At 69.9% G+C, this 17,186-nt stretch carries 19 protein-coding genes and 3 tRNA genes; 4 read left to right on the top strand and 18 right to left on the bottom strand.

Translation table 11 applies throughout. The annotated features are described in order from the left end of the window. Nucleotides 1–378: 378 nt before the first annotated feature. From rplL to AVL59_RS04050, 9 genes are all read right to left on the bottom strand, one after another. Complete coding sequence (gene rplL / locus AVL59_RS04090) at nucleotides 379–762, bottom strand: 50S ribosomal protein L7/L12 (RefSeq protein WP_093499670.1); 384 nt, start codon at nucleotides 760–762, stop codon at nucleotides 379–381. Between the two features lie 106 nt (nucleotides 763–868). Further along, nucleotides 869–1,399 (bottom strand): 50S ribosomal protein L10, encoded by a 531-nt coding sequence (gene rplJ, locus AVL59_RS04085; protein ID WP_067299832.1) that lies wholly within the window; start codon nucleotides 1,397–1,399, stop codon nucleotides 869–871. A gap of 316 nt (nucleotides 1,400–1,715) precedes the next feature. Next, nucleotides 1,716–2,648 carry an SCO4651 family lipoprotein gene (locus tag AVL59_RS04080; protein WP_067299831.1) on the bottom strand — a complete coding sequence of 311 codons (933 nt, stop codon included), beginning with the start codon at nucleotides 2,646–2,648 and terminating at the stop codon, nucleotides 1,716–1,718. A 164-nt stretch (nucleotides 2,649–2,812) separates the two neighbouring features. Beyond that, nucleotides 2,813–3,538, bottom strand: a complete 726-nt coding sequence (rplA, locus tag AVL59_RS04075) for a 50S ribosomal protein L1 (RefSeq protein ID WP_067299830.1) — start codon at nucleotides 3,536–3,538, stop codon at nucleotides 2,813–2,815. An 80-nt stretch (nucleotides 3,539–3,618) separates the two neighbouring features. Beyond that, on the bottom strand, nucleotides 3,619–4,053 hold the full coding sequence (rplK, locus tag AVL59_RS04070; RefSeq protein WP_023547415.1) for a 50S ribosomal protein L11: 435 nt from the start codon (nucleotides 4,051–4,053) through the stop codon (nucleotides 3,619–3,621). 121 nt (nucleotides 4,054–4,174) lie between these two features. Further along, nucleotides 4,175–4,660, bottom strand: coding sequence for a hypothetical protein (locus tag AVL59_RS04065; protein WP_079146511.1), 486 nt, complete (start codon nucleotides 4,658–4,660; stop codon nucleotides 4,175–4,177). A 25-nt stretch (nucleotides 4,661–4,685) separates the two neighbouring features. Further along, a complete protein-coding gene (gene nusG, locus AVL59_RS04060) occupies nucleotides 4,686–5,558 on the bottom strand; it encodes a transcription termination/antitermination protein NusG (RefSeq protein ID WP_067299829.1) in 873 nt (290 codons plus the stop codon). 80 nt (nucleotides 5,559–5,638) lie between these two features. After that, nucleotides 5,639–5,926 carry a preprotein translocase subunit SecE gene (secE, locus tag AVL59_RS04055; protein ID WP_067299828.1) on the bottom strand — a complete coding sequence of 96 codons (288 nt, stop codon included), beginning with the start codon at nucleotides 5,924–5,926 and terminating at the stop codon, nucleotides 5,639–5,641. Nucleotides 5,927–6,033: 107 nt separating this feature from the next. Beyond that, a tRNA-Trp gene (locus AVL59_RS04050) sits at nucleotides 6,034–6,106 on the bottom strand. 258 nt (nucleotides 6,107–6,364) lie between these two features. Between AVL59_RS04050 and AVL59_RS04045 the strand changes: the two genes are divergently transcribed. Together AVL59_RS04045 and AVL59_RS04040 are read left to right on the top strand one after the other, a co-directional pair. Continuing rightward, on the top strand, nucleotides 6,365–7,591 hold the full coding sequence (locus AVL59_RS04045) for a pyridoxal phosphate-dependent aminotransferase (RefSeq protein WP_067299827.1): 1,227 nt from the start codon (nucleotides 6,365–6,367) through the stop codon (nucleotides 7,589–7,591). A gap of 141 nt (nucleotides 7,592–7,732) precedes the next feature. Next, on the top strand, nucleotides 7,733–8,773 hold the full coding sequence (locus tag AVL59_RS04040; RefSeq protein WP_067299826.1) for an adenosine deaminase: 1,041 nt from the start codon (nucleotides 7,733–7,735) through the stop codon (nucleotides 8,771–8,773). 141 nt (nucleotides 8,774–8,914) lie between these two features. Here the strand turns inward: AVL59_RS04040 and AVL59_RS04035 are convergent, their stop codons facing one another. Then, the gene (locus AVL59_RS04035; protein ID WP_067299825.1) at nucleotides 8,915–9,550 is read right to left on the bottom strand and encodes a TetR/AcrR family transcriptional regulator; all 636 of its coding nucleotides are present in this window, start codon (nucleotides 9,548–9,550) and stop codon (nucleotides 8,915–8,917) included. 113 nt (nucleotides 9,551–9,663) lie between these two features. Between AVL59_RS04035 and AVL59_RS04030 the strand changes: the two genes are divergently transcribed. Next, entirely contained in the window at nucleotides 9,664–10,296 is a 633-nt protein-coding gene (locus tag AVL59_RS04030; protein ID WP_067299824.1) for an NAD(P)-dependent oxidoreductase, read from the top strand. A 10-nt stretch (nucleotides 10,297–10,306) separates the two neighbouring features. Here the strand turns inward: AVL59_RS04030 and AVL59_RS04025 are convergent, their stop codons facing one another. The 8 genes from AVL59_RS04025 to AVL59_RS03990 all read right to left on the bottom strand — a co-directional run bounded on the left by AVL59_RS04025 (nucleotide 10,307) and on the right by AVL59_RS03990 (nucleotide 15,246). After that, complete coding sequence (locus AVL59_RS04025) at nucleotides 10,307–11,362, bottom strand: UDP-N-acetylmuramate dehydrogenase (protein WP_067316870.1); 1,056 nt, start codon at nucleotides 11,360–11,362, stop codon at nucleotides 10,307–10,309. Between the two features lie 165 nt (nucleotides 11,363–11,527). After that, a complete protein-coding gene (locus AVL59_RS04020; RefSeq protein ID WP_067299823.1) occupies nucleotides 11,528–12,964 on the bottom strand; it encodes a DHA2 family efflux MFS transporter permease subunit in 1,437 nt (478 codons plus the stop codon). An 89-nt stretch (nucleotides 12,965–13,053) separates the two neighbouring features. Next, the gene (locus AVL59_RS04015) at nucleotides 13,054–13,623 is read right to left on the bottom strand and encodes a TetR/AcrR family transcriptional regulator (protein WP_208870307.1); all 570 of its coding nucleotides are present in this window, start codon (nucleotides 13,621–13,623) and stop codon (nucleotides 13,054–13,056) included. A 163-nt stretch (nucleotides 13,624–13,786) separates the two neighbouring features. Continuing rightward, on the bottom strand, nucleotides 13,787–14,215 hold the full coding sequence (locus tag AVL59_RS04010) for a MaoC family dehydratase (protein ID WP_067299821.1): 429 nt from the start codon (nucleotides 14,213–14,215) through the stop codon (nucleotides 13,787–13,789). A 7-nt stretch (nucleotides 14,216–14,222) separates the two neighbouring features. Next, the gene (locus AVL59_RS04005) at nucleotides 14,223–14,675 is read right to left on the bottom strand and encodes a MaoC family dehydratase N-terminal domain-containing protein (RefSeq protein ID WP_067299820.1); all 453 of its coding nucleotides are present in this window, start codon (nucleotides 14,673–14,675) and stop codon (nucleotides 14,223–14,225) included. Nucleotides 14,676–14,799: 124 nt separating this feature from the next. Further along, nucleotides 14,800–14,964: a 50S ribosomal protein L33 gene (gene rpmG / locus AVL59_RS04000; RefSeq protein ID WP_003948671.1), complete on the bottom strand. Its 165-nt coding sequence runs from the start codon at nucleotides 14,962–14,964 to the stop codon at nucleotides 14,800–14,802. 90 nt (nucleotides 14,965–15,054) lie between these two features. Next, nucleotides 15,055–15,127 (bottom strand) — tRNA-Met (locus AVL59_RS03995). A 46-nt stretch (nucleotides 15,128–15,173) separates the two neighbouring features. Continuing rightward, nucleotides 15,174–15,246, bottom strand: a tRNA-Thr gene (locus tag AVL59_RS03990). Between the two features lie 460 nt (nucleotides 15,247–15,706). Here AVL59_RS03990 and AVL59_RS03985 point away from each other — a divergent pair. Beyond that, entirely contained in the window at nucleotides 15,707–16,975 is a 1,269-nt protein-coding gene (locus AVL59_RS03985) for an amidohydrolase family protein (protein ID WP_067299819.1), read from the top strand. Nucleotides 16,976–17,186 lie beyond the last annotated feature (211 nt).

The raw sequence follows: 17,186 nt of genomic DNA, 5'->3' as shown, positions 1-17,186 counted from the left end.
CGGGTTTCGCGAGACCCTCGTTGTTCTCAACACCCTTGTCTTCAACGCCCTCGGCATGTCTGCCCTCAACGCACGTTGATACTGCCCTCTTCGCCGTCGATCCATGCCTCGGATTCGGATCCTTGTGACGACGCGTCCTGAGAATTGCGCGCTGCGTGCGGTTCGTCAAGGCCCCCCAGCCCAAACGGGACTGTCCGGAGACACAACGAAGATCACCATACCCGCCGTCACCACGAGTGCAAGGCAACCGAGGTCGGACCTCCGGATACGCCGAAGAGCGACCACCCGGATGGATGATCGCTCTTCGGTGCGGTCGCGTTACAGCCCTAGGAGGCCGTACTCAGCGTGCGCAGAGAGTCGCGGAGACTCCGAAAGGTCTTACTTGACCTCGACGGAGGCACCGGCGCCCTTGAGGGACTCGGCGGCCTTCTCGGCGGCGTCCTTGGCGACCTTCTCGAGGACGGGCTTCGGGGCGCCGTCCACCAGGTCCTTGGCCTCCTTCAGGCCGAGGGAGGTCAGCTCGCGCACGACCTTGATGACCTGGATCTTCTTGTCGCCGGCACCGGTGAGGATGACGTCGAACTCGTCCTTCTCCTCCTCGACCGGGGCGGCGGCGGCCGGACCGGCCGGGCCCGCGACGGCGACCGCGGCGGCGGCGGTGACGTCGAACTTCTCCTCGAACGCCTTCACGAACTCGGAGAGCTGGATGAGGGTCATGCCCTCGAACTCGGCGAGCAGTTCGTCCTGGGTGAGAGCCACGATGGCTTTCCTTCCACTAATTCGGCTGGTGCCGGATGTACATGACTGGCGGGCGTACGTTGGCCCGCTACGACCGCTGCCTCAGGCGGCGGTCATGATGCGAGCCGAATTACTCGGCACCGCCCTGCTCGTCCTGCTTGGCGCGAAGAGCGTCCACGGTGCGGACGAGCTTCGACGGGAGCGCCTGGAAGACCTGAGCAGCCTGCGTCTGCTTGCCCTTCAGAGCGCCCGCCAGCTTGGCGAGCAGAACCTCGCGGGACTCGAGGTCCGCAAGCTTCTTGATCTCGTCGGCGGACAGCGCCTTGCCGTCAAGGACACCGCCCTTGATGACGAGGTTCGGGTTTTCCTTGGCGAAGTCACGGAGACCCTTCGCCGACTCCACCGGGTCACCGGTGACGAAGGCGACAGCCGTCGGACCAGCGAAGAGCTGGTCGTCCAGCGTGATCCCGGCCTCGTTGGCCGCAATCTTGGTCAGCGTGTTCTTCACCACGGCGTACTGGGCGTTCTCACCGAGCGACCGGCGCAGCGTCTTGAGCTGCGCCACGGTGAGACCGCGGTACTCGGTCAGCACGGCGGCGTTGGAGCTGCGGAACTTGTCCGTCAGCTCGGCAACCGCGGCAGCCTTGTCGGGCGTCGCCATAGAGCCTCGGCCTCCTTCCGGGTGATTCTGACCGCGCGGACCCGAAGGAGGACTGGGCAAAACGAAACGCCCCGGCGCAGGAGCACGGGGCGGACTCGACCAGTTGCACACGCGCGAGCGCGTGCCCCGGGAGTTCTTCCACAGTCACCTGCGCGGGTCGTCCACTTTTCAGCGGATCCTTCGGCCACCGCACTCTCATTCGAGGGCGCGGCAACGACCAGCGGTCTTTGGCTTCTTCGGAAGAGTACGGGACCGGGGCGCCGTCGAGCAAATCGAGGTCTGCGGGGCCCGCCCCGGTCCCTTGGCGTCCTGGACGTCAGGAGGTGGTCGTGCTGCTGCCCGACGCGGACGCGGGGCCGCCGGCCTTCATGAGGTCCTTGAAGTCCTTGGTGTCACCGGCCGGGGGCGCCTCGGCGGAGACCTTCACGCCGTAGTCGCTGTAGTAGGCGGTGCTGGTCATGGCTCCGGCCGTCGGGCCGTTCGCGATCTCGGCCTTCTCGGTCTTCTTGACCAGCAGGTTCTGGTCGTTGATCCAGATGTCGACGTGGTCCGTGGTGACGCCCGCCTGGTTGAGCTGCTTCTTCAGGTCCGCCAGCTGGGAGGCGGTCAGGTCGTGGCTGCTCTTCTCGGCGAGGTCGGCCACGTTCACCGTGCCCGCGTAGTGCGTGGTGTGCTGGCCGGAGACCGTCTCCTCGCCGACCTTCTTCACGTCGCCGGAGGCCAGCAGCATCTTCACCGACTGGTTCGGCGTGGTGTTGCGCATCTGGTCCTTCATGTACGCGCCGGAGCCGCCGCCGAGCTGGGCGAGGTCGTCGTACGCGTACTTGATCCAGTGCTTGCCGCCGAAGTGCTGGGCGAACTTCTCGCTCATCTTGGCGTAGTAGGCGTCCGGCAGATAGCGGGCCTGCATCGACGAGGTGCCGGCCTTGCGCATCGCCTCGGCCATCTGGCCGCCGGTGTACGTGATGGTGAGGTTGCCCGTGAGGCCGTTGCCCCAGGCGAAGGCGCCGTCCATGGTCATCGACATCTTGGTGCCGATGCTCGTGGTACCGCGCACCTTGGCCGACTCGGCCTTGTCGGTGGACTGCTCGGCGGAGCGCAGGGCGGCGATGGGGCTGACATGTATGGCACCCTTGCCGACCGCCTTGTCGCCCTTCCCGGAGTCCGAGGAGCCGCAGGCTGCCACCCCGGTCAGCGCGGTCACCACCGCGACGGAAAGGGTCACCCGGCGCACGGTCGTGCTCTTCATCTCGTCATACCCCCATGGAAGTCCAGTGCCTGCACCGTAACCCAGGCCGCTGACAGTCGTACGAAAGGTCGCACAAAGAAAGGACGGACCCCGCACCTCGAAGGTTGCGGGGTCCGTCCTCTGCTTACGCGTCCGAGACGCGGCTACCGGGACGAGCGCGGGGCTCAGACGGCGGCCGGGTCCTCCTCGACGAGGAGGTTACGGGTGCGGTTCGGGTCGACCGGGATGCCGGGGCCCATCGTGGTGGTGACGGCGGCCTTCTTGATGTAGCGACCCTTGGCGGCGGACGGCTTCAGACGGAGGATCTCCTCCAGCGCCGCGCCGTAGTTCTCCACCAGCTTGGTGTCGTCGAACGACGTCTTGCCGATGATGAAGTGCAGGTTCGAGTGCTTGTCGACGCGGAACTCGATCTTGCCGCCCTTGATGTCGGTGACGGCCTTGGCCACGTCGGGGGTGACGGTGCCGGTCTTCGGGTTCGGCATCAGACCACGCGGGCCGAGGACGCGGCCGAGGCGGCCGACCTTGCCCATGAGGTCCGGGGTGGCGACGACGGCGTCGAAGTCCAGACGGCCCTTCGAGACCTCGTCGATCAGCTCGTCGGCACCGACGATGTCGGCGCCCGCGGCACGCGCGGCCTCGGCACGGTCACCGGTCGCGAAGACCAGGACCCGGGCGGTCTTACCGGTGCCGTGCGGAAGGTTCACGGTGCCACGGACCATCTGGTCGGCCTTGCGCGGGTCGACACCCAGACGGAAGGCGACCTCGACGGTGCCGTCGAACTTGGTCGTGGAGGTCTCCTTGGCGAGACGGACGGCCTCGAGCGGGGCGTACAGCTTCTCCCGGTCGACCTTGGCGTCCGCAGCGCGGAGAGCCTTGCTGCGCTTGCTCACAACTTCTCCTGTGTGTTCTGAAAGGAGTCGTGGTTACGGGCCGAGCAGGCCCTGCCACGGTTTTTCTTACGGGGTTGAGGTCAGCCCTCGACCGTGACGCCCATGGAACGCGCGGTACCGGCGATGATCTTCGCGGCGGCGTCCAGGTCGTTGGCGTTGAGGTCGGGCATCTTCGTCTGGGCGATCTCGCGGACCTGCGCCTCGGTGATCTTGGCGACCTTGGTCTTGTGCGGCTCGCCGGAGCCCTTCTCGATGCCCGCGGCCTTGAGGATCATCTTGGCGGCCGGCGGCGTCTTGGTGACGAAGGTGAAGGAACGGTCCTCGTAGACCGTGATCTCCACCGGGATGACCCAACCGCGCTGCGACTCGGTCGCGGCGTTGTAGGCCTTGCAGAACTCCATGATGTTGACGCCGTGCTGACCCAGCGCGGGGCCGACCGGCGGAGCCGGGTTGGCCGCACCGGCCTGGATCTGGAGCTTGATGAGCCCCGTGACCTTCTTCTTCTTGGGAGGCATGCTCTCTCCGGGTCCTTACTGAGAGGTTGATTACCACCTGAGCCATACGGATGCATGATCCTGCAGATGGCATACCGCACAACGATAGCCGCTGTCGCCCCCGGACAAGAAATCGTCCAGGTCAGACGGCCCCCGCGGGGTCTTCCCGCCGCTCGTCGCGCCGGATGTGCAGCGCACCGGCCAGCAGCGCGAGCAGGGTCGCGGCGCCCGGCACCGCGAGCAGCGCGGCCACGCTCCCCGGGCCCGTGTCGTCGGCGAGCGCGACCCGCTCCGGCTCGCCGGCGGCGGAGCGCACGGCCACGGTGTCGCCGTCGCCGTGGCCCCGGGTACGGGTGCCCACGGGCAGGTCCGCGGTCACCCGCTCGCCCGCGACGGAGAAGGTCACGCTGCAGCCGCCGAAGAAGCACGCCCCGCCGTGGAGCGTGGCGTCGGCCGGGGTGGCGCCCCGGACCTCGACGCGCCGCCAGGCAGCGGGGAGGGAGACCACGAACGTCAGCACCAGCAGGGCCAGGCCGAGGACGGCGAGGACCGCGGCCGGGCGGACACGCCGAGAGCGCCCGGGGCCAGTGCGGACCGGCGGGGCGCTCTCGGTTCGTATGTCGGGCAAGACCTCAGGTCTTCCGAGGGAGACCTCAGTTCTTCTGGATCTGGTCGAAGGAGAGCTCGACCGGCGTCTCGCGGCCGAAGATCTCCACCAGGCCCTTGACCTTCTTGGAGTCGGGGTTGATCTCGTTGATGGTCGCCTGGAGCGTGGCGAACGGGCCGTCGGTGACGGTGACCGAGTCGCCGACCTCGAAGTCCAGCACCTGGACCTCGACCTTGCGCTGCGGGGCGGGCTTGCCCTCGGCCTCGGCGGCCTCGCGGGCGGCCTTCTCCTCGGCCTCCGGGGCGAGCATCTTGACGATCTCGTCCAGGGTCAGCGGGTAGGGGTCGTAGGCGTTGCCGACGAAGCCGGTGACACCCGGGGTGTTGCGGACGACGCCCCAGGACTCGTTGGTCAGGTCCATGCGGACCAGGACGTAACCCGGCAGCTTGTTCTGCTTGATCGTCTTGCGGTCGCCGTTCTTGATCTGGACGACCTCTTCCTGCGGCACCTCGGCCTGGAAGATGTAGTCCTCGACGTTCAGCGAGACGGCGCGCTGCTCCAGGTTGGTCTTCACGCGGTTCTCGTAGCCGGCGTAGGTGTGGATGACGTACCACTCACCGGGCAGGGAACGCAGTTCCTCGCGCAGGGCCTCGATCGGGTCGACGGGCTCGGCGGGCTCTTCCTCGGCGGCCTCCGCGGCTTCGTCGGCCAGGATGACGGGCTCGTCCTCTTCGACGTCCTCGCCTTCCTCGTCCTCGACGTGCAGCGCGGCCTCCTCGGCCGGCTCGCCCGACTCGGCCTCGGCAGCCTCGAACTCGTCCTGCTCGTCCGCGCCCTCGACGATGTCGAGCTCGTCGTCCACCGTCTCGGCGGCACTCTCGCGTGGCTCGGTGGCGTCGTTCAGGTTCGGGTCAGACACGATGGCTGCTTCTTCCTGGATACATAGGGGTGGAACATGCGAAAACGGGCGCCGGTACCACGGCGCCCTTCGCTCTTGGCTCAGCCGAAGACGTACTTGGCCGCGTGGTTGAGCCCATAGTCAATCACGGTCACCAGGGCGATCATGATCGCAACGAAGAAGATCACCACGGTGGTGTACGACGTCAGCTGGTTTCGCGACGGCCAGACGACCTTGCGGAGTTCCGCGACGATCTGGCGGTAGAAGATGGCGAGGCGCTTCAGCGGGCCCTTCTTGGCGCGCTTGCCGCCCTTGCGGGCCTTCTTCTTGGACTCGGACACCTCGTCCTGAGCATCAGGCGTGTCGATGGAGCCCACGGCGTCCGTCATTCGTCCTCACCTGATCCCGGGTCGTGGCCGTGCCGCGCCCGGTTTCTGAGCCGCACGGCGGTGCATTGCTGTACGTACATGCGCACACATCCTGGCGGTGTGTGTAGCAGGGCCGGAGGGACTTGAACCCCCAACCGCTGGTTTTGGAGACCAGTGCTCTACCAATTGAGCTACGACCCTTTGCGTGTCCCCCAACGTACCGCATCCGGCCGACTGCTCGGTGTGCACCGGCTGCCGCGGCTGCTGAAGGCCAACGAGGTGAGAGTGTACGTGGTCCGGGGCCCGGCGTCGAACAGAAAGTGCCTGACCGGAGTCGTCGGACCGAAGATCGTCCTGGCCGAAGGCCGAATTCGGATCCCTGTTCACGACCCGACCCCTTGCCGTTCAGTCCGTGAAATCCGCATACCCGGGACATTTCCGGTCTGGAACGATGGGCCCATGAGCGCTGCAATCCCTCCCACCGAGCGCCGGGTCTCCGCCCGAGTCGGCGCGATCTCCGAGTCCGCCACGCTCGCCGTGGACGCCAAGGCCAAGGCCCTCAAGGCCGCCGGGCGTCCGGTGATCGGCTTCGGCGCCGGCGAGCCCGACTTCCCGACCCCGGACTACATCGTCGAGGCCGCGATCGAGGCCTGCGGGAACCCGAAGTATCACCGCTACACCCCGGCCGGCGGTCTGCCCGAGCTGAAGGCCGCGATCGCCGCGAAGACGCTGCGCGACTCAGGATACGAGGTCGACGCGTCCCAGATCCTGGTCACCAACGGCGGCAAGCAGGCCATCTACGAGGCGTTCGCCGCGATCCTCGACCCGGGCGACGAGGTCATCGTCCCGGCGCCGTACTGGACGACGTACCCGGAGTCGATCCGTCTGGCCGGTGGTGTCCCGGTGGAGGTCGTCGCCGACGAGACGACCGGCTACCGCGTCTCGGTCGAGCAGCTGGAGGCGGCGCGCACGGAGCGGACGAAGGTCGTGCTCTTCGTCTCCCCGTCCAACCCCACCGGCGCGGTCTACAGCGAGGCCGAGGCCGAGGCGATCGGCCGCTGGGCCGTCGAGCACGGTCTGTGGGTGCTCACGGACGAGATCTACGAGCACCTCGTCTACGGCGACGCGAAGTTCACCTCGCTGCCCGCGCTCCTGCCCGAGCTGCGTGACAAGTGCGTCGTGGTCAACGGTGTGGCGAAGACGTACGCCATGACCGGCTGGCGCGTGGGCTGGCTCATCGGCCCGAAGGACGTGGTCAAGGCCGCGACCAACCTGCAGTCGCACGCCACCTCCAACGTCTCCAACGTGGCCCAGGTGGCCGCGCTGGCCGCCGTCTCGGGCGATCTGGAGGCCGTCGCGACGATGCGTGAGGCCTTCGACCGCCGCCGCAGGACGATCGTGCGGATGCTGAACGAGATCGACGGTGTGCTCTGCCCGGAGCCCGAGGGCGCCTTCTACGCCTACCCGTCGGTCAAGGGGCTGCTCGGCAAGGAGATCCGCGGCAAGCGTCCGCAGGACACCGTCGAGCTGGCCGCGCTGATCCTGGAGGAGGCCGAGGTCGCGGTCGTCCCGGGCGAGGCCTTCGGTACGCCGGGCTACCTGCGGCTTTCGTACGCGCTCGGCGACGAGGACCTCGTCGAGGGCGTGAGCCGGATGCAGAAGCTGCTGGCGGAGGCGCGGGACTGAGTCCCTCCGTTTCGGTTTTCCCATTCACGCGCGTGTGCGGGCCGTTTTCCGTCGGGGAGGCGGCTCGTTCGCCTGTGCGAGCAAGGCCACGTTCGGAGAAAGTGCTACCGGGACGGCGGGGACGTGCGGCAGGATCCTCGAATGGAGCGTGTACGTGATCTCTCTGAGCTGCCGAAAGCCCATCTGCACCTGCACTTCACCGGCTCGATGCGGCCGGGAACCGTCCTGGAGCTGGCCGACAAGCACGGCGTGCGCCTGCCCGAGACGCTGACCGAGGCACTGACCAGCGGCGAGCCGCCGAAGCTGCGCGCCACGGACGAGCGCGGCTGGTTCCGCTTCCAGCGGCTGTACGACGCGGCGCGCTCCTGTCTCCGGACACCCGAGGACATCCAGCGGCTGGTCCGGGAGGCCGCCGAGGAGGATCTGAGGGACGGCTCGGGCTGGCTGGAGATCCAGGTGGACCCGACCTCGTACGCGCCCCGGCTGGGCGGTCTGCTGCCCGCGCTGGAGATCATCCTCGACGCGGTGGACACGGCGGTGCGGGAGACGGGGCTGGGGATGCGAGTCCTCGTCGCCGCGAACCGGATGAAGCATCCGCTGGACGCGCGCACGCTGGCCCGGCTGGCGGTGCGGTACGCCGACCGGGGGGTGGTCGGCTTCGGGCTGTCGAACGACGAGCGGCGGGGCATGGCGCGGGACTTCGACCGGGCCTTCGCCATCGCGCGCGACGGCGGCCTCCTCTCGGCCCCGCACGGCGGCGAGCTGACCGGCCCGGCGTCGGTCCGGGACTGCCTGGACGACCTGCATGCCTCCCGGATCGGCCACGGTGTGCGGGCGGCGGAGGACCCGCGGCTGCTGAAGCGGCTCGCCGACCGGCAGGTGACCTGCGAGGTGTGCCCGGCCTCGAACGTGGCCCTCGGCGTGTACGAGAAGCCGGAGGACGTACCGCTGCGCACCCTGTTCGAGGCGGGTGTCCCGATGGCGCTCGGCGCCGACGACCCTCTGCTGTTCGGCTCCCGCCTCGCGGCCCAGTACGAGATCGCCCGCCACCACCACGGCTTCACGGACGCGCAGCTCGCGGAACTGGCCCGCCAGTCGGTCCGGGGCTCCGCCGCGCCTCAGGACGTCAAGGCGCGGCTCCTGGCCGGCGTGGACGACTGGCTGGCCGGTCCGGCGGTCTGAAGCGGGCGCAGGGCGGACGGGGCTTGAAGCGGATCAGCACCTCGACGGGGGCGGAGGGGCTGTTCGGGCTGCACGACACGGTGCTCGTACGGCCCTGTCCCGGGCCTGAACGCGCGCGGCGTCGGCCGCAGGTGTGATGCCTCAGGTCCGCGGTCGGCCCTCGCTCTTCGCAACAGAGGTTCCCGGGGCGATCCCGCCCAGCAGGGTCCGGGCGAGCCGCGCGGCGAACGTGTCCGCGGGCGGGCGTTCGCCGCTCTCGGTGGCGTCGTAGGCGAACGCGCGCTGGGCACAGGCGCCGAGGAGGAGGGAGGCGGCGGCGAGGGTGTCCGCGTCCGCGCGGACGCGGCCGGCGTCCTGTTCGGAGCGCAGGTAGGCGTCCAGGCTCTCGATCGGCGTGTGCGGCCCGGAGCCGATCTTCCGCAGCGCCTCGTAGTGCCGCCGCTTGAGCTGTGTCTCGGCGTACAGGGAGGCGGTGATCGGGAAGCTCTGTTCGTAGAAGAGGGCTGCCTGATGGGCGATCTCGGTGAGGTTCTCCTCCAGGGTGCCCTGTCCCGGCTCGGCCTCCAGGCTGCTCAGCAGGGGGGTGAGCCGGGGCAGGCGCTCGGTGAGCACCCGGACGAAGAGCTCCTCCTTGCTGTCGAAGTACTTGTAGAGCGCCGCCTCGGAGCAGCCGGCCGCCCTGGCGATCTCCTTGGTGGTGGCACGGGCGAGTCCGACGGTGAGCATCAGCTCGTGGGCGGCGTCGAGGATGCGGACACGCGCCGGCTTCGTCTCCATGCAGCGTCCAATCGGGCTTGACGGATGGGTGAGTGCTTACCCACTCTAGAAGACAGCAATGGTGAGTGAATGCTCACCCACCTCGCCCACTCCATGGGAACAGGGGAGTCACCATGAAGCTCACTGTCTTCGGCGCAACCGGGGGGATCGGCCGGGAGCTCGTCCGCCAGGCCCTGGACACCGGCCACGAGGTCACGGCCGTCGTGCGGGATCCGGCCCGGCTCACCGTCACCGGCGACCGGCTCACCGTCGTGCGTTCGTCGGTCAGCGGCCCCGAGGAACTGCGCTCGGCCGTCACGGGCCGGGACGCGGTGCTGTCCGCTCTGGGCGCGCGCAGCCGCAAGGACGCCGGGGTGGCCGCCCGGCTCACGCGCACGGTCCTCGGCGCCATGGAGGCCGAGGGGGTGCGGCGGCTGCTGGTGGTCAGCGCGGCCCCGGTCGGACCGGCCCCCGAGAACGACGGCCTCCTGGACCGGGGGATGCGGAGCCTGGTGTCGGCGGTCCTCAAGGACGTCTACACCGACCTGCGGGAGACGGAGGCCGAACTGGCGCGCAGCGGCACGGACTGGACGTCCGTACGGCCGCCGCGTCTGCTGGACAAGCCGCTCACCGGTCGCTACCGCACGGTCGTCGGCGGCTTTCCGCGAGCGGGCCGCTTCATCGCGCGCGCGGACGTCGCCCACGCGATGCTGGCGATGATCGACGACGCGGGCACGGTGAAGCAGGGGGTGGGCGTCGCCTACTGAGCCTTCCCCGCTACAGGTTCACGCCGACCGTCACCGGCTCGTTGACCAGCGTGATCCCGAAGGCCCCACGGACTCCGGCGACCACCTCTCGGGCCAGCGCCAGCAGGTCCTCGGTGGTGGCCTCACCCCGGTTGGTGAGGGCCAGGGTGTGCTTGGTGGAGATACGGGCGGGCCCGGTGCCGTAGCCCTTGGTGAAGCCCGCCTTGTCGATCAGCCAGGCGGCCGAGGTCTTGGTGTGACCCTCCCCCGCCGGGTACGCGGGCGGCTCGAAGCCGTCGCCCAGCCGCTCCCGCACGCGCGCGCGGAAGGCGGCGTACTGCTCGTCGGTGAGGATCGGGTTGGTGAAGAAGGACCCGGCGGACCAGGTGTCGTGGTCCTCGGCGTCGAGGACCATTCCTTTGCCCGCACGCAGCTTCAGGACGGTCTCGCGGGCCGCGGCGAGCGGCACCCTCTCGCCCGGCTCCACACCGAGCGCACGGGCCGCCTCGGCGTACTTGACCGGCGCCGACAGCCCGTCGGCGTCCTCCAGCTCGAAGCGGACACGCAGCACGACATAGCGCTCGGGGTCGGCCTTGAAGCGGCTGTGCCGGTACGAGAAGGCGCACTCCTCGTTCGTCAGCGTGACGGTACGGCCGGCCCGGCGGTCGTAGGCGATCACCTCGGTGATGACCGAGGAGACCTCCTGGCCGTAGGCGCCCACGTTCTGGATCGGGGTGGCGCCCGCGGAGCCCGGGATCCCGGCCAGGCACTCGATTCCGGCGAGTCCGGCCTCGACGGCGCGGGCCACGGCGTCCGTCCACACCTCGCCGGCCGCCAGCTCCAGCGTGGTGCCGCGCAGCTCGACGCCGCGGGTGGCGATGCGCAGGGCGGTGCCGTCGAAGCCCTTGTCGCCGATGACCAGGTTGGATCCGCCGCCGATGAGCAGCAGCGGGGTACCCGTGTCGTCGGCGTCGCGGACGGCGGCGATGACCTCGGCGTCGGTCGTCGCGGTGACCAGCCGGGTGGCGGGGCCGCCCAGCCGGAAGGTGGTCAGCGGGGCGAGGGGGGCGTCGTGGAGTTCCTGCACGCGCACAAGACTACGAGACGGCACGGACAGCGCCGCGAGGCGGCACGGTCGGCCCGGACCGGCGGCCGTGTTCCCGTCGGGCACGCGCGCGTGTACGGCCCCGTCGGCGAGAACGGGGCCGTACCACGCGTGTGCCGGGCGGCGTGCGTTCTTCGGGGCGTGTGCTCAGCGGGCCGCGGTCTCCAGGACCGGTGCGGGCTCCATCGCGACGGCGGCCTGGCCGGTCCGGCGCCGGGCCGGGATCACCAGGGCCGCGATCCCGGCGAGGGCGACCACGGCGGAGCCGACGACCAGAGCGGGTCGCAGACCGTCCACGAAGGCCTGGGCGCTCTCGTAGCCGCCCTGCGCGGAGAAGATCGACGACATGACCGCTATGCCGAGCGCGCCGCCCACCTCGCGCAGGGCGTTGTTGGCGCCGGAGGCGATGCCCTGCTCCTCGGGAAGGACGCTGGACATGACCAGGTTGGAGGCGGGCGCGAAGAACAGGGCCATGCCGATGCCGCTGATGATCAGGCCGGGCAGCTGGGCCCCGTAGGAGACGTCGGCGGTGACCACGGACGCCATGTAGCCAAGGCCCACGGCCTGAAGGAACAGGCCGGTGGCGACGACCGGGCGGCCGCCGACGCGGTCGGAGAGGATGCCGGCGACCGGCGCGACGAGCATCGGCATGCCGGTCCAGGGGAGCATCATGAGGCCCGCCTCGGTGGGCGAGTAGCCGAGCACGCCCTGCATGTACTGGCTGAGCAGGAAGATCGAGCCGAACATCCCGAGGAACATCAGCAGGCTCGCGGCGTTGATGCCGGAGAAGGCACGGGAGCGGAACAGCCGCATCGGCAGCATCGGGTTCTCGCTGCGCACGCCGTGGAGCACGAAGCCGACGAGCAGCGCGGCGCCCGCGATCAGGCCGGTCAGGACGAGGGAGCCGGTCCAGCCGTCGACCGGGCCGCGCACCAGTCCGTACACGATCCCGAAGAGCCCGCCGCTGACGAGCAGGGTGCCGGGAAGGTCGAGCCGGGCGCCGGCGCCGCGGGACTCGGCGAGGCGCAGCCGGGCGAGCGGCAGCAGGGCCACGCCGAGCGGTACGTTCAGCCAGAAGATCCAGTGCCAGGAGATGTGCTCGGTGAGGCTGCCTCCGATGAGCGGCCCGGAGGCGACCGCGAGGCCGTTGACGGCACCCCAGATGCCGTACGCCATACCGCGCCTGGCGGCGGGCACGGCCGCGGTCAGCAGGGTGAGCGTCAGGGGCATCATCACGGCCGCGCCGACGCCCTGGACCGCGCGGGCGGCGATGAGGGAGCCGATGCCGGGAGCCATGGCCGCGGCGGCGGAGGCGCCCGTGAAGACGGTGAGTCCGGCGAGGAAGAGCCTCCGGCGCCCGAAGCGGTCGCCGAGCGCGGCACCGAACATGAGCAGGACGGCGAAGGTGAGCGTATAGGCGCTCACCGTCCACTCCAGGTCGTCCAGCGCGCCGCCGAGATCCTTGCGTATGGAGGGCAGGGCGGTGGTGACGACGAGGTTGTCGAGGGCCGCCATGAACCCGGCGACGCTGGTGATGACGAGGGCCCAGACGGCGCCCCCGCGTCGTGCGGTCTGCTGTGACATCGCTCCCCCAGAGCGTCGATCGTCCATTGTTAGTTATTACTGACTAACTTCCGCGGGCATGAAAAGGCGGGACCCCGCCGCCCCCGCGGCTACTTCTCCAGCCGGTCGTCGGTCCGCGCCGACGGATACAGCCCCTCCCAGACCCGGTGCCCCGGGGGGAATCCCATCGCCAGCAGGGTGTTGATGAGCATTCCCTGCGCCATGAAGTCCGTCGTCTCGGCGATGTCGACACCGAGCAACAGGTGCACGGCGTCCCACATGCGCATCCACCCGGCCCGTACGGCCTCACCGAAGTCGCGCTCGCCGGCCTGCTCCGCGGCGGCCACCGCGACGTACATCTGCATCTGCATCATCAGCCGCTCGGGCTGCTCCGCGATGACCTTGGTGTACGCGTTGCCCATGGCGCGCAGCGCGTCTTCGCCCTCGAGTCCCGCGGAGGCCTCCTCGAAGGTGCGGATGGCGTCCTCCACGCACCGCTCGGCCGCGGCCAGGAAGATCGCCTTCTTGCCCGGGAACAGCCGGAAGAGATACGGCTGCGAGACGCCGACCCGCTTGGCGATCGCCTCGGTGGACGTGCCGTAGTAGCCGCCCCGCGCGAACTCGGTCGTCGCCGCGCGGATGACGCTCTCGCGCCGCTCCTCTGCACTCATCCTGGGCATGCGCTGAAGTTAGTACTCAATCACTAACTTGGCAAGCGCGGGGCGGGGCCGGTGGCCCGTACCTGCCGGTCGCGCATATGCGTAAGGGGCGCCCCCCACGGAGGACGCCCCTTACCGGAAGCGCTCGGCGGCGCTTTTGCGCATCAGCGCTTCGTGCGAGCCGTCAGGCCAGTCGCACGATCGCCCGGGACATGCCCAGCACCTTCTGGCCGGCGCTCCTGGCGGTCAGGTCCACACGCACGGTGTTGTCGTCGAGCTTCGCCGCGACCTTGGCGCCGACCTCGATCTCCGCGCCGCTGTCGTCGTTCGGGACGACGACCGGCTTGGTGAAGCGGACGCCGTACTCGACGATCGCGCCTGGATCGCCGGTCCAGTCGGTGACCACCCGGATCGCCTCGGCCATGGTGAACATGCCGTGCGCGATGACGTCCGGCAGGCCCACCTCCTTGGCGAACTTCTCGTTCCAGTGGATCGGGTTGAAGTCCCCGGAGGCGCCCGCGTACCGCACCAGGCTCTCGCGGGTCACGGGGAAGGTCTGCGCCGGCAGCTCGGTGCCGACCTCGACGTCGTCGTACGCGATCTTCGCCGTCATCGCTTTCTCAGGCCTCCTCGGCCGCGCGGGCCACGAGCTTGGTCCAGGCAGTCACCACGTGTTCGCCCGCTTCGTCGTGCACCTCGCCGCGGATGTCCAGGATGTCGTTGCCCGCCATGGACTTGACCGCCTCGATGGTGGACGTCACCGTGAGCCGGTCGCCCGCGCGCACCGGGCGGCTGTAGGCGAACTTCTGGTCGCCGTGCACCACGCGGCTGTAGTCGAGGCCGAGCTGCGGGTCCCGGACGACCTGTCCGGCATCCCGGAAGGTGATGGAGAACACGAAGGTCGGCGGTGCGATCACATCGGGGTGACCGAACTCCTTGGCAGCCTCCGGGTCCGTGTACACCGGATTGCTCTCTCCGACCGCCTCGGCGAACTCGCGGATCTTCTCCCGGCCCACCTCGTAGGGCGCGGTGGGCGGATAGGTCCGCCCCACGAAGGACTGGTCGAGCGCCATGGCCCGGCACCTCCTGGTCTCAGCAACGTGTCTGCTCACAGCAGCACTTCTGCTCTCAGCAGCGTGTGAAACGACGTGAGGCCGCCCCCCAACCTGCGGGGGCGGCCTCACGAACGAGCCTGATTTATCGCGTTTCGCGATGCGCGGTGTGCGCATTGCAACGCGGGCAGTGCTTCTTCATCTCAAGTCGATCCGGGTTGTTACGCCGGTTCTTCTTGGTGATGTAGTTCCGCTCCTTGCACTCCACGCAGGCCAGCGTGATCTTCGGGCGGACGTCGGTGGCAGCCACGTGAGTGCTCCTAAGACGAACGGATGGACTAATTCAACGCAAGAAAGAGTAGCCGATCGAAGGACCGACCCCACAATCGGCTACTGTCAGTAGCGGTGACCGGACTTGAACCGGTGACACAGCGATTATGAGCCGCTTGCTCTACCGACTGAGCTACACCGCTTTGATGAGATCGGCCCCCGCCTCGCGACGGGAACCTCTCACACCAGAGCCCCAAAACGGAATCGAACCGTTGACCTTCTCCTTACCATGGAGACGCTCTGCCGACTGAGCTATTGGGGCGAGCGATGAAGACATTACACGGTCCGCCGCCGTTCACCCAAATCCGTATCCGGGCACCCGCCACAGGCCCGTTCACGCCCCTCCCGGCAGTCTCCCCAGCACCCCACGACGCGCCCACGCGCGCGTGGGTGACCCGGTGGCAGGGACAGCGGAAGCGGGGACAGGAGACGGTTCCGGCGAGCGGCTCACGCGCGTGTGCTCGGACGAGCGGCTCACGCGCGCGAGGGTGCCGACGCGACCGGCCCCGGCAGCTCGACCCACGCGTGCGTGGGCGCCGACTCATGCAGGCGGGGGACGCGCGTACCTCCATGCGCGGACCACACCGGTACGACTATTGCGCTCCTCCGCGCCCCGCACGGCTCGTCACCCTAGGCTCGACTCACTCTGCGTGATCTTGAGTCCACAGCGGCCTTGAGCCCTTCACACGGCCCCGAGCCCCCGGCCCGACCCCTGGAGTCCGATGCCCGACAGCCAGCCGCAGCCGCCCCCCTCGTCGTCGAACTCGTCGGGGTCCTCCGGACAACTCGACCCGACGCCGCTGCTGCTGTGCGGGGCTCGGCTCACCGACGGCCGGACCGTGGACGTACGGCTGGGCGGCGGACGCATCGAGGCGGTCGGCACGGCCGGCAGCCTGGCATCGGGACCGGGCCGGACGGGCGCCACGCGCGTGGACCTCAGCGGCTACCTGCTCCTGCCGGGTCCGGCCGAGCCGCACGCGCACGGCGACACCGCGCTGTCCGCGGAGTACCCGGGACCGGTCTCGTACGCCGCCGAGGACGTCCAGCGCCGGGCCATGGAGGCGGCCCTGCTCCAGCTCGGGCACGGTGCGACGGCGGCACGCGCGCACGTGCGCGTGGGCGACGTGCAGGGCCTGGGCGCGCTCGGCGCCGTACTGCAGGCCCGCCGTTCCCTGCGCGGGCTCGCGGAGCTGACCACGGTGGCGATGCCGCGCCTGCTGACCGGGGCGGCCGGGGCCGACGGGCTGGCGATACTGCGGGACGCGGTGAAGATGGGCGCCTCCGTGGTCGGCGGCTGCCCGGACCTGGACCCGGACCCGACGGGCTATGTCGAGGCCGTCCTGGAGGTGGCCTCCGAACACGGCTGTCCGGTGGACCTGCACACGGACGCCGCCGACCCGGCCCGGCTGTCCCGGCTCGCGGCCATGGCGGGCGGTCTGCGCCCCGGCGTGGCCATCGGCCCGTGCGCCGGTCTCGCGCGCCTGCCCGCCGAGGCGGTCTCCCGGCTCGCGGACCAGCTCGCGGCGGCCGGCGTGGCGGTGGTGTGCCTGCCCCAGGGCGGCTGCGGGAGCGCGGAAGGGCGAGGCACGGCCCCGGTACGGCTGCTGCGCGCGGCCGGGGTACGGGTGGCGGCCGGCAGCGGCGCCCTCCGGGACGTCTCGAACCCCGTCGGCCGCGGCGATCCCCTGGAAGCGGCGTACCTCCTCGCCTCCGCCCACGGCCTGCGCCCCGAGGACGCGTACGACACGGTGAGCGGCTCGGCCCGCGCGGTCCTCGGCCTCCCCGAGGTACGCGTCGAGGCCGGCTTCCCGGCCGAACTCCTGGCCGTACGCGGCGACCGCCTGGCCGGCGCCCTCTCCCTGGCCTACAGCCGCATCGTGGTGCACCGGGGGCGCGTGGTGGCCCGCACCAGCGCGGTCCGCGAGTACTGCAACTCGGCGGCAGCGGCGGAACTGGGGCTGCCACGGCAGGGGCGCGGAGAACTGTCGTAAGGAAGCGCGTGATCCCGGGGGCACGATCAGGAGCGCACGGTCCGGAATACGGGTCCTGAGTACGGGGTGCGGAGTACGAGATCCGGGAGCTGAGGTCTGGAGTACGAGGTCCGGGGCCGGGGCCTGAGGTGCGCGGGTTACGGCGTGGCGCGGCGCACAACGCTCGGGGCACGGCCCGGCACACGGCACATGCTTGAAGACCACACCATCC

This window comes from Streptomyces griseochromogenes (genome assembly GCF_001542625.1).
In the GTDB taxonomy this organism is placed as follows: Bacteria; Actinomycetota; Actinomycetes; order Streptomycetales; family Streptomycetaceae; genus Streptomyces; species Streptomyces griseochromogenes.
The sequence above is the reverse complement of the archived record's forward strand: the minus strand, read 5'-3'. Positions and strand labels throughout refer to the sequence as shown.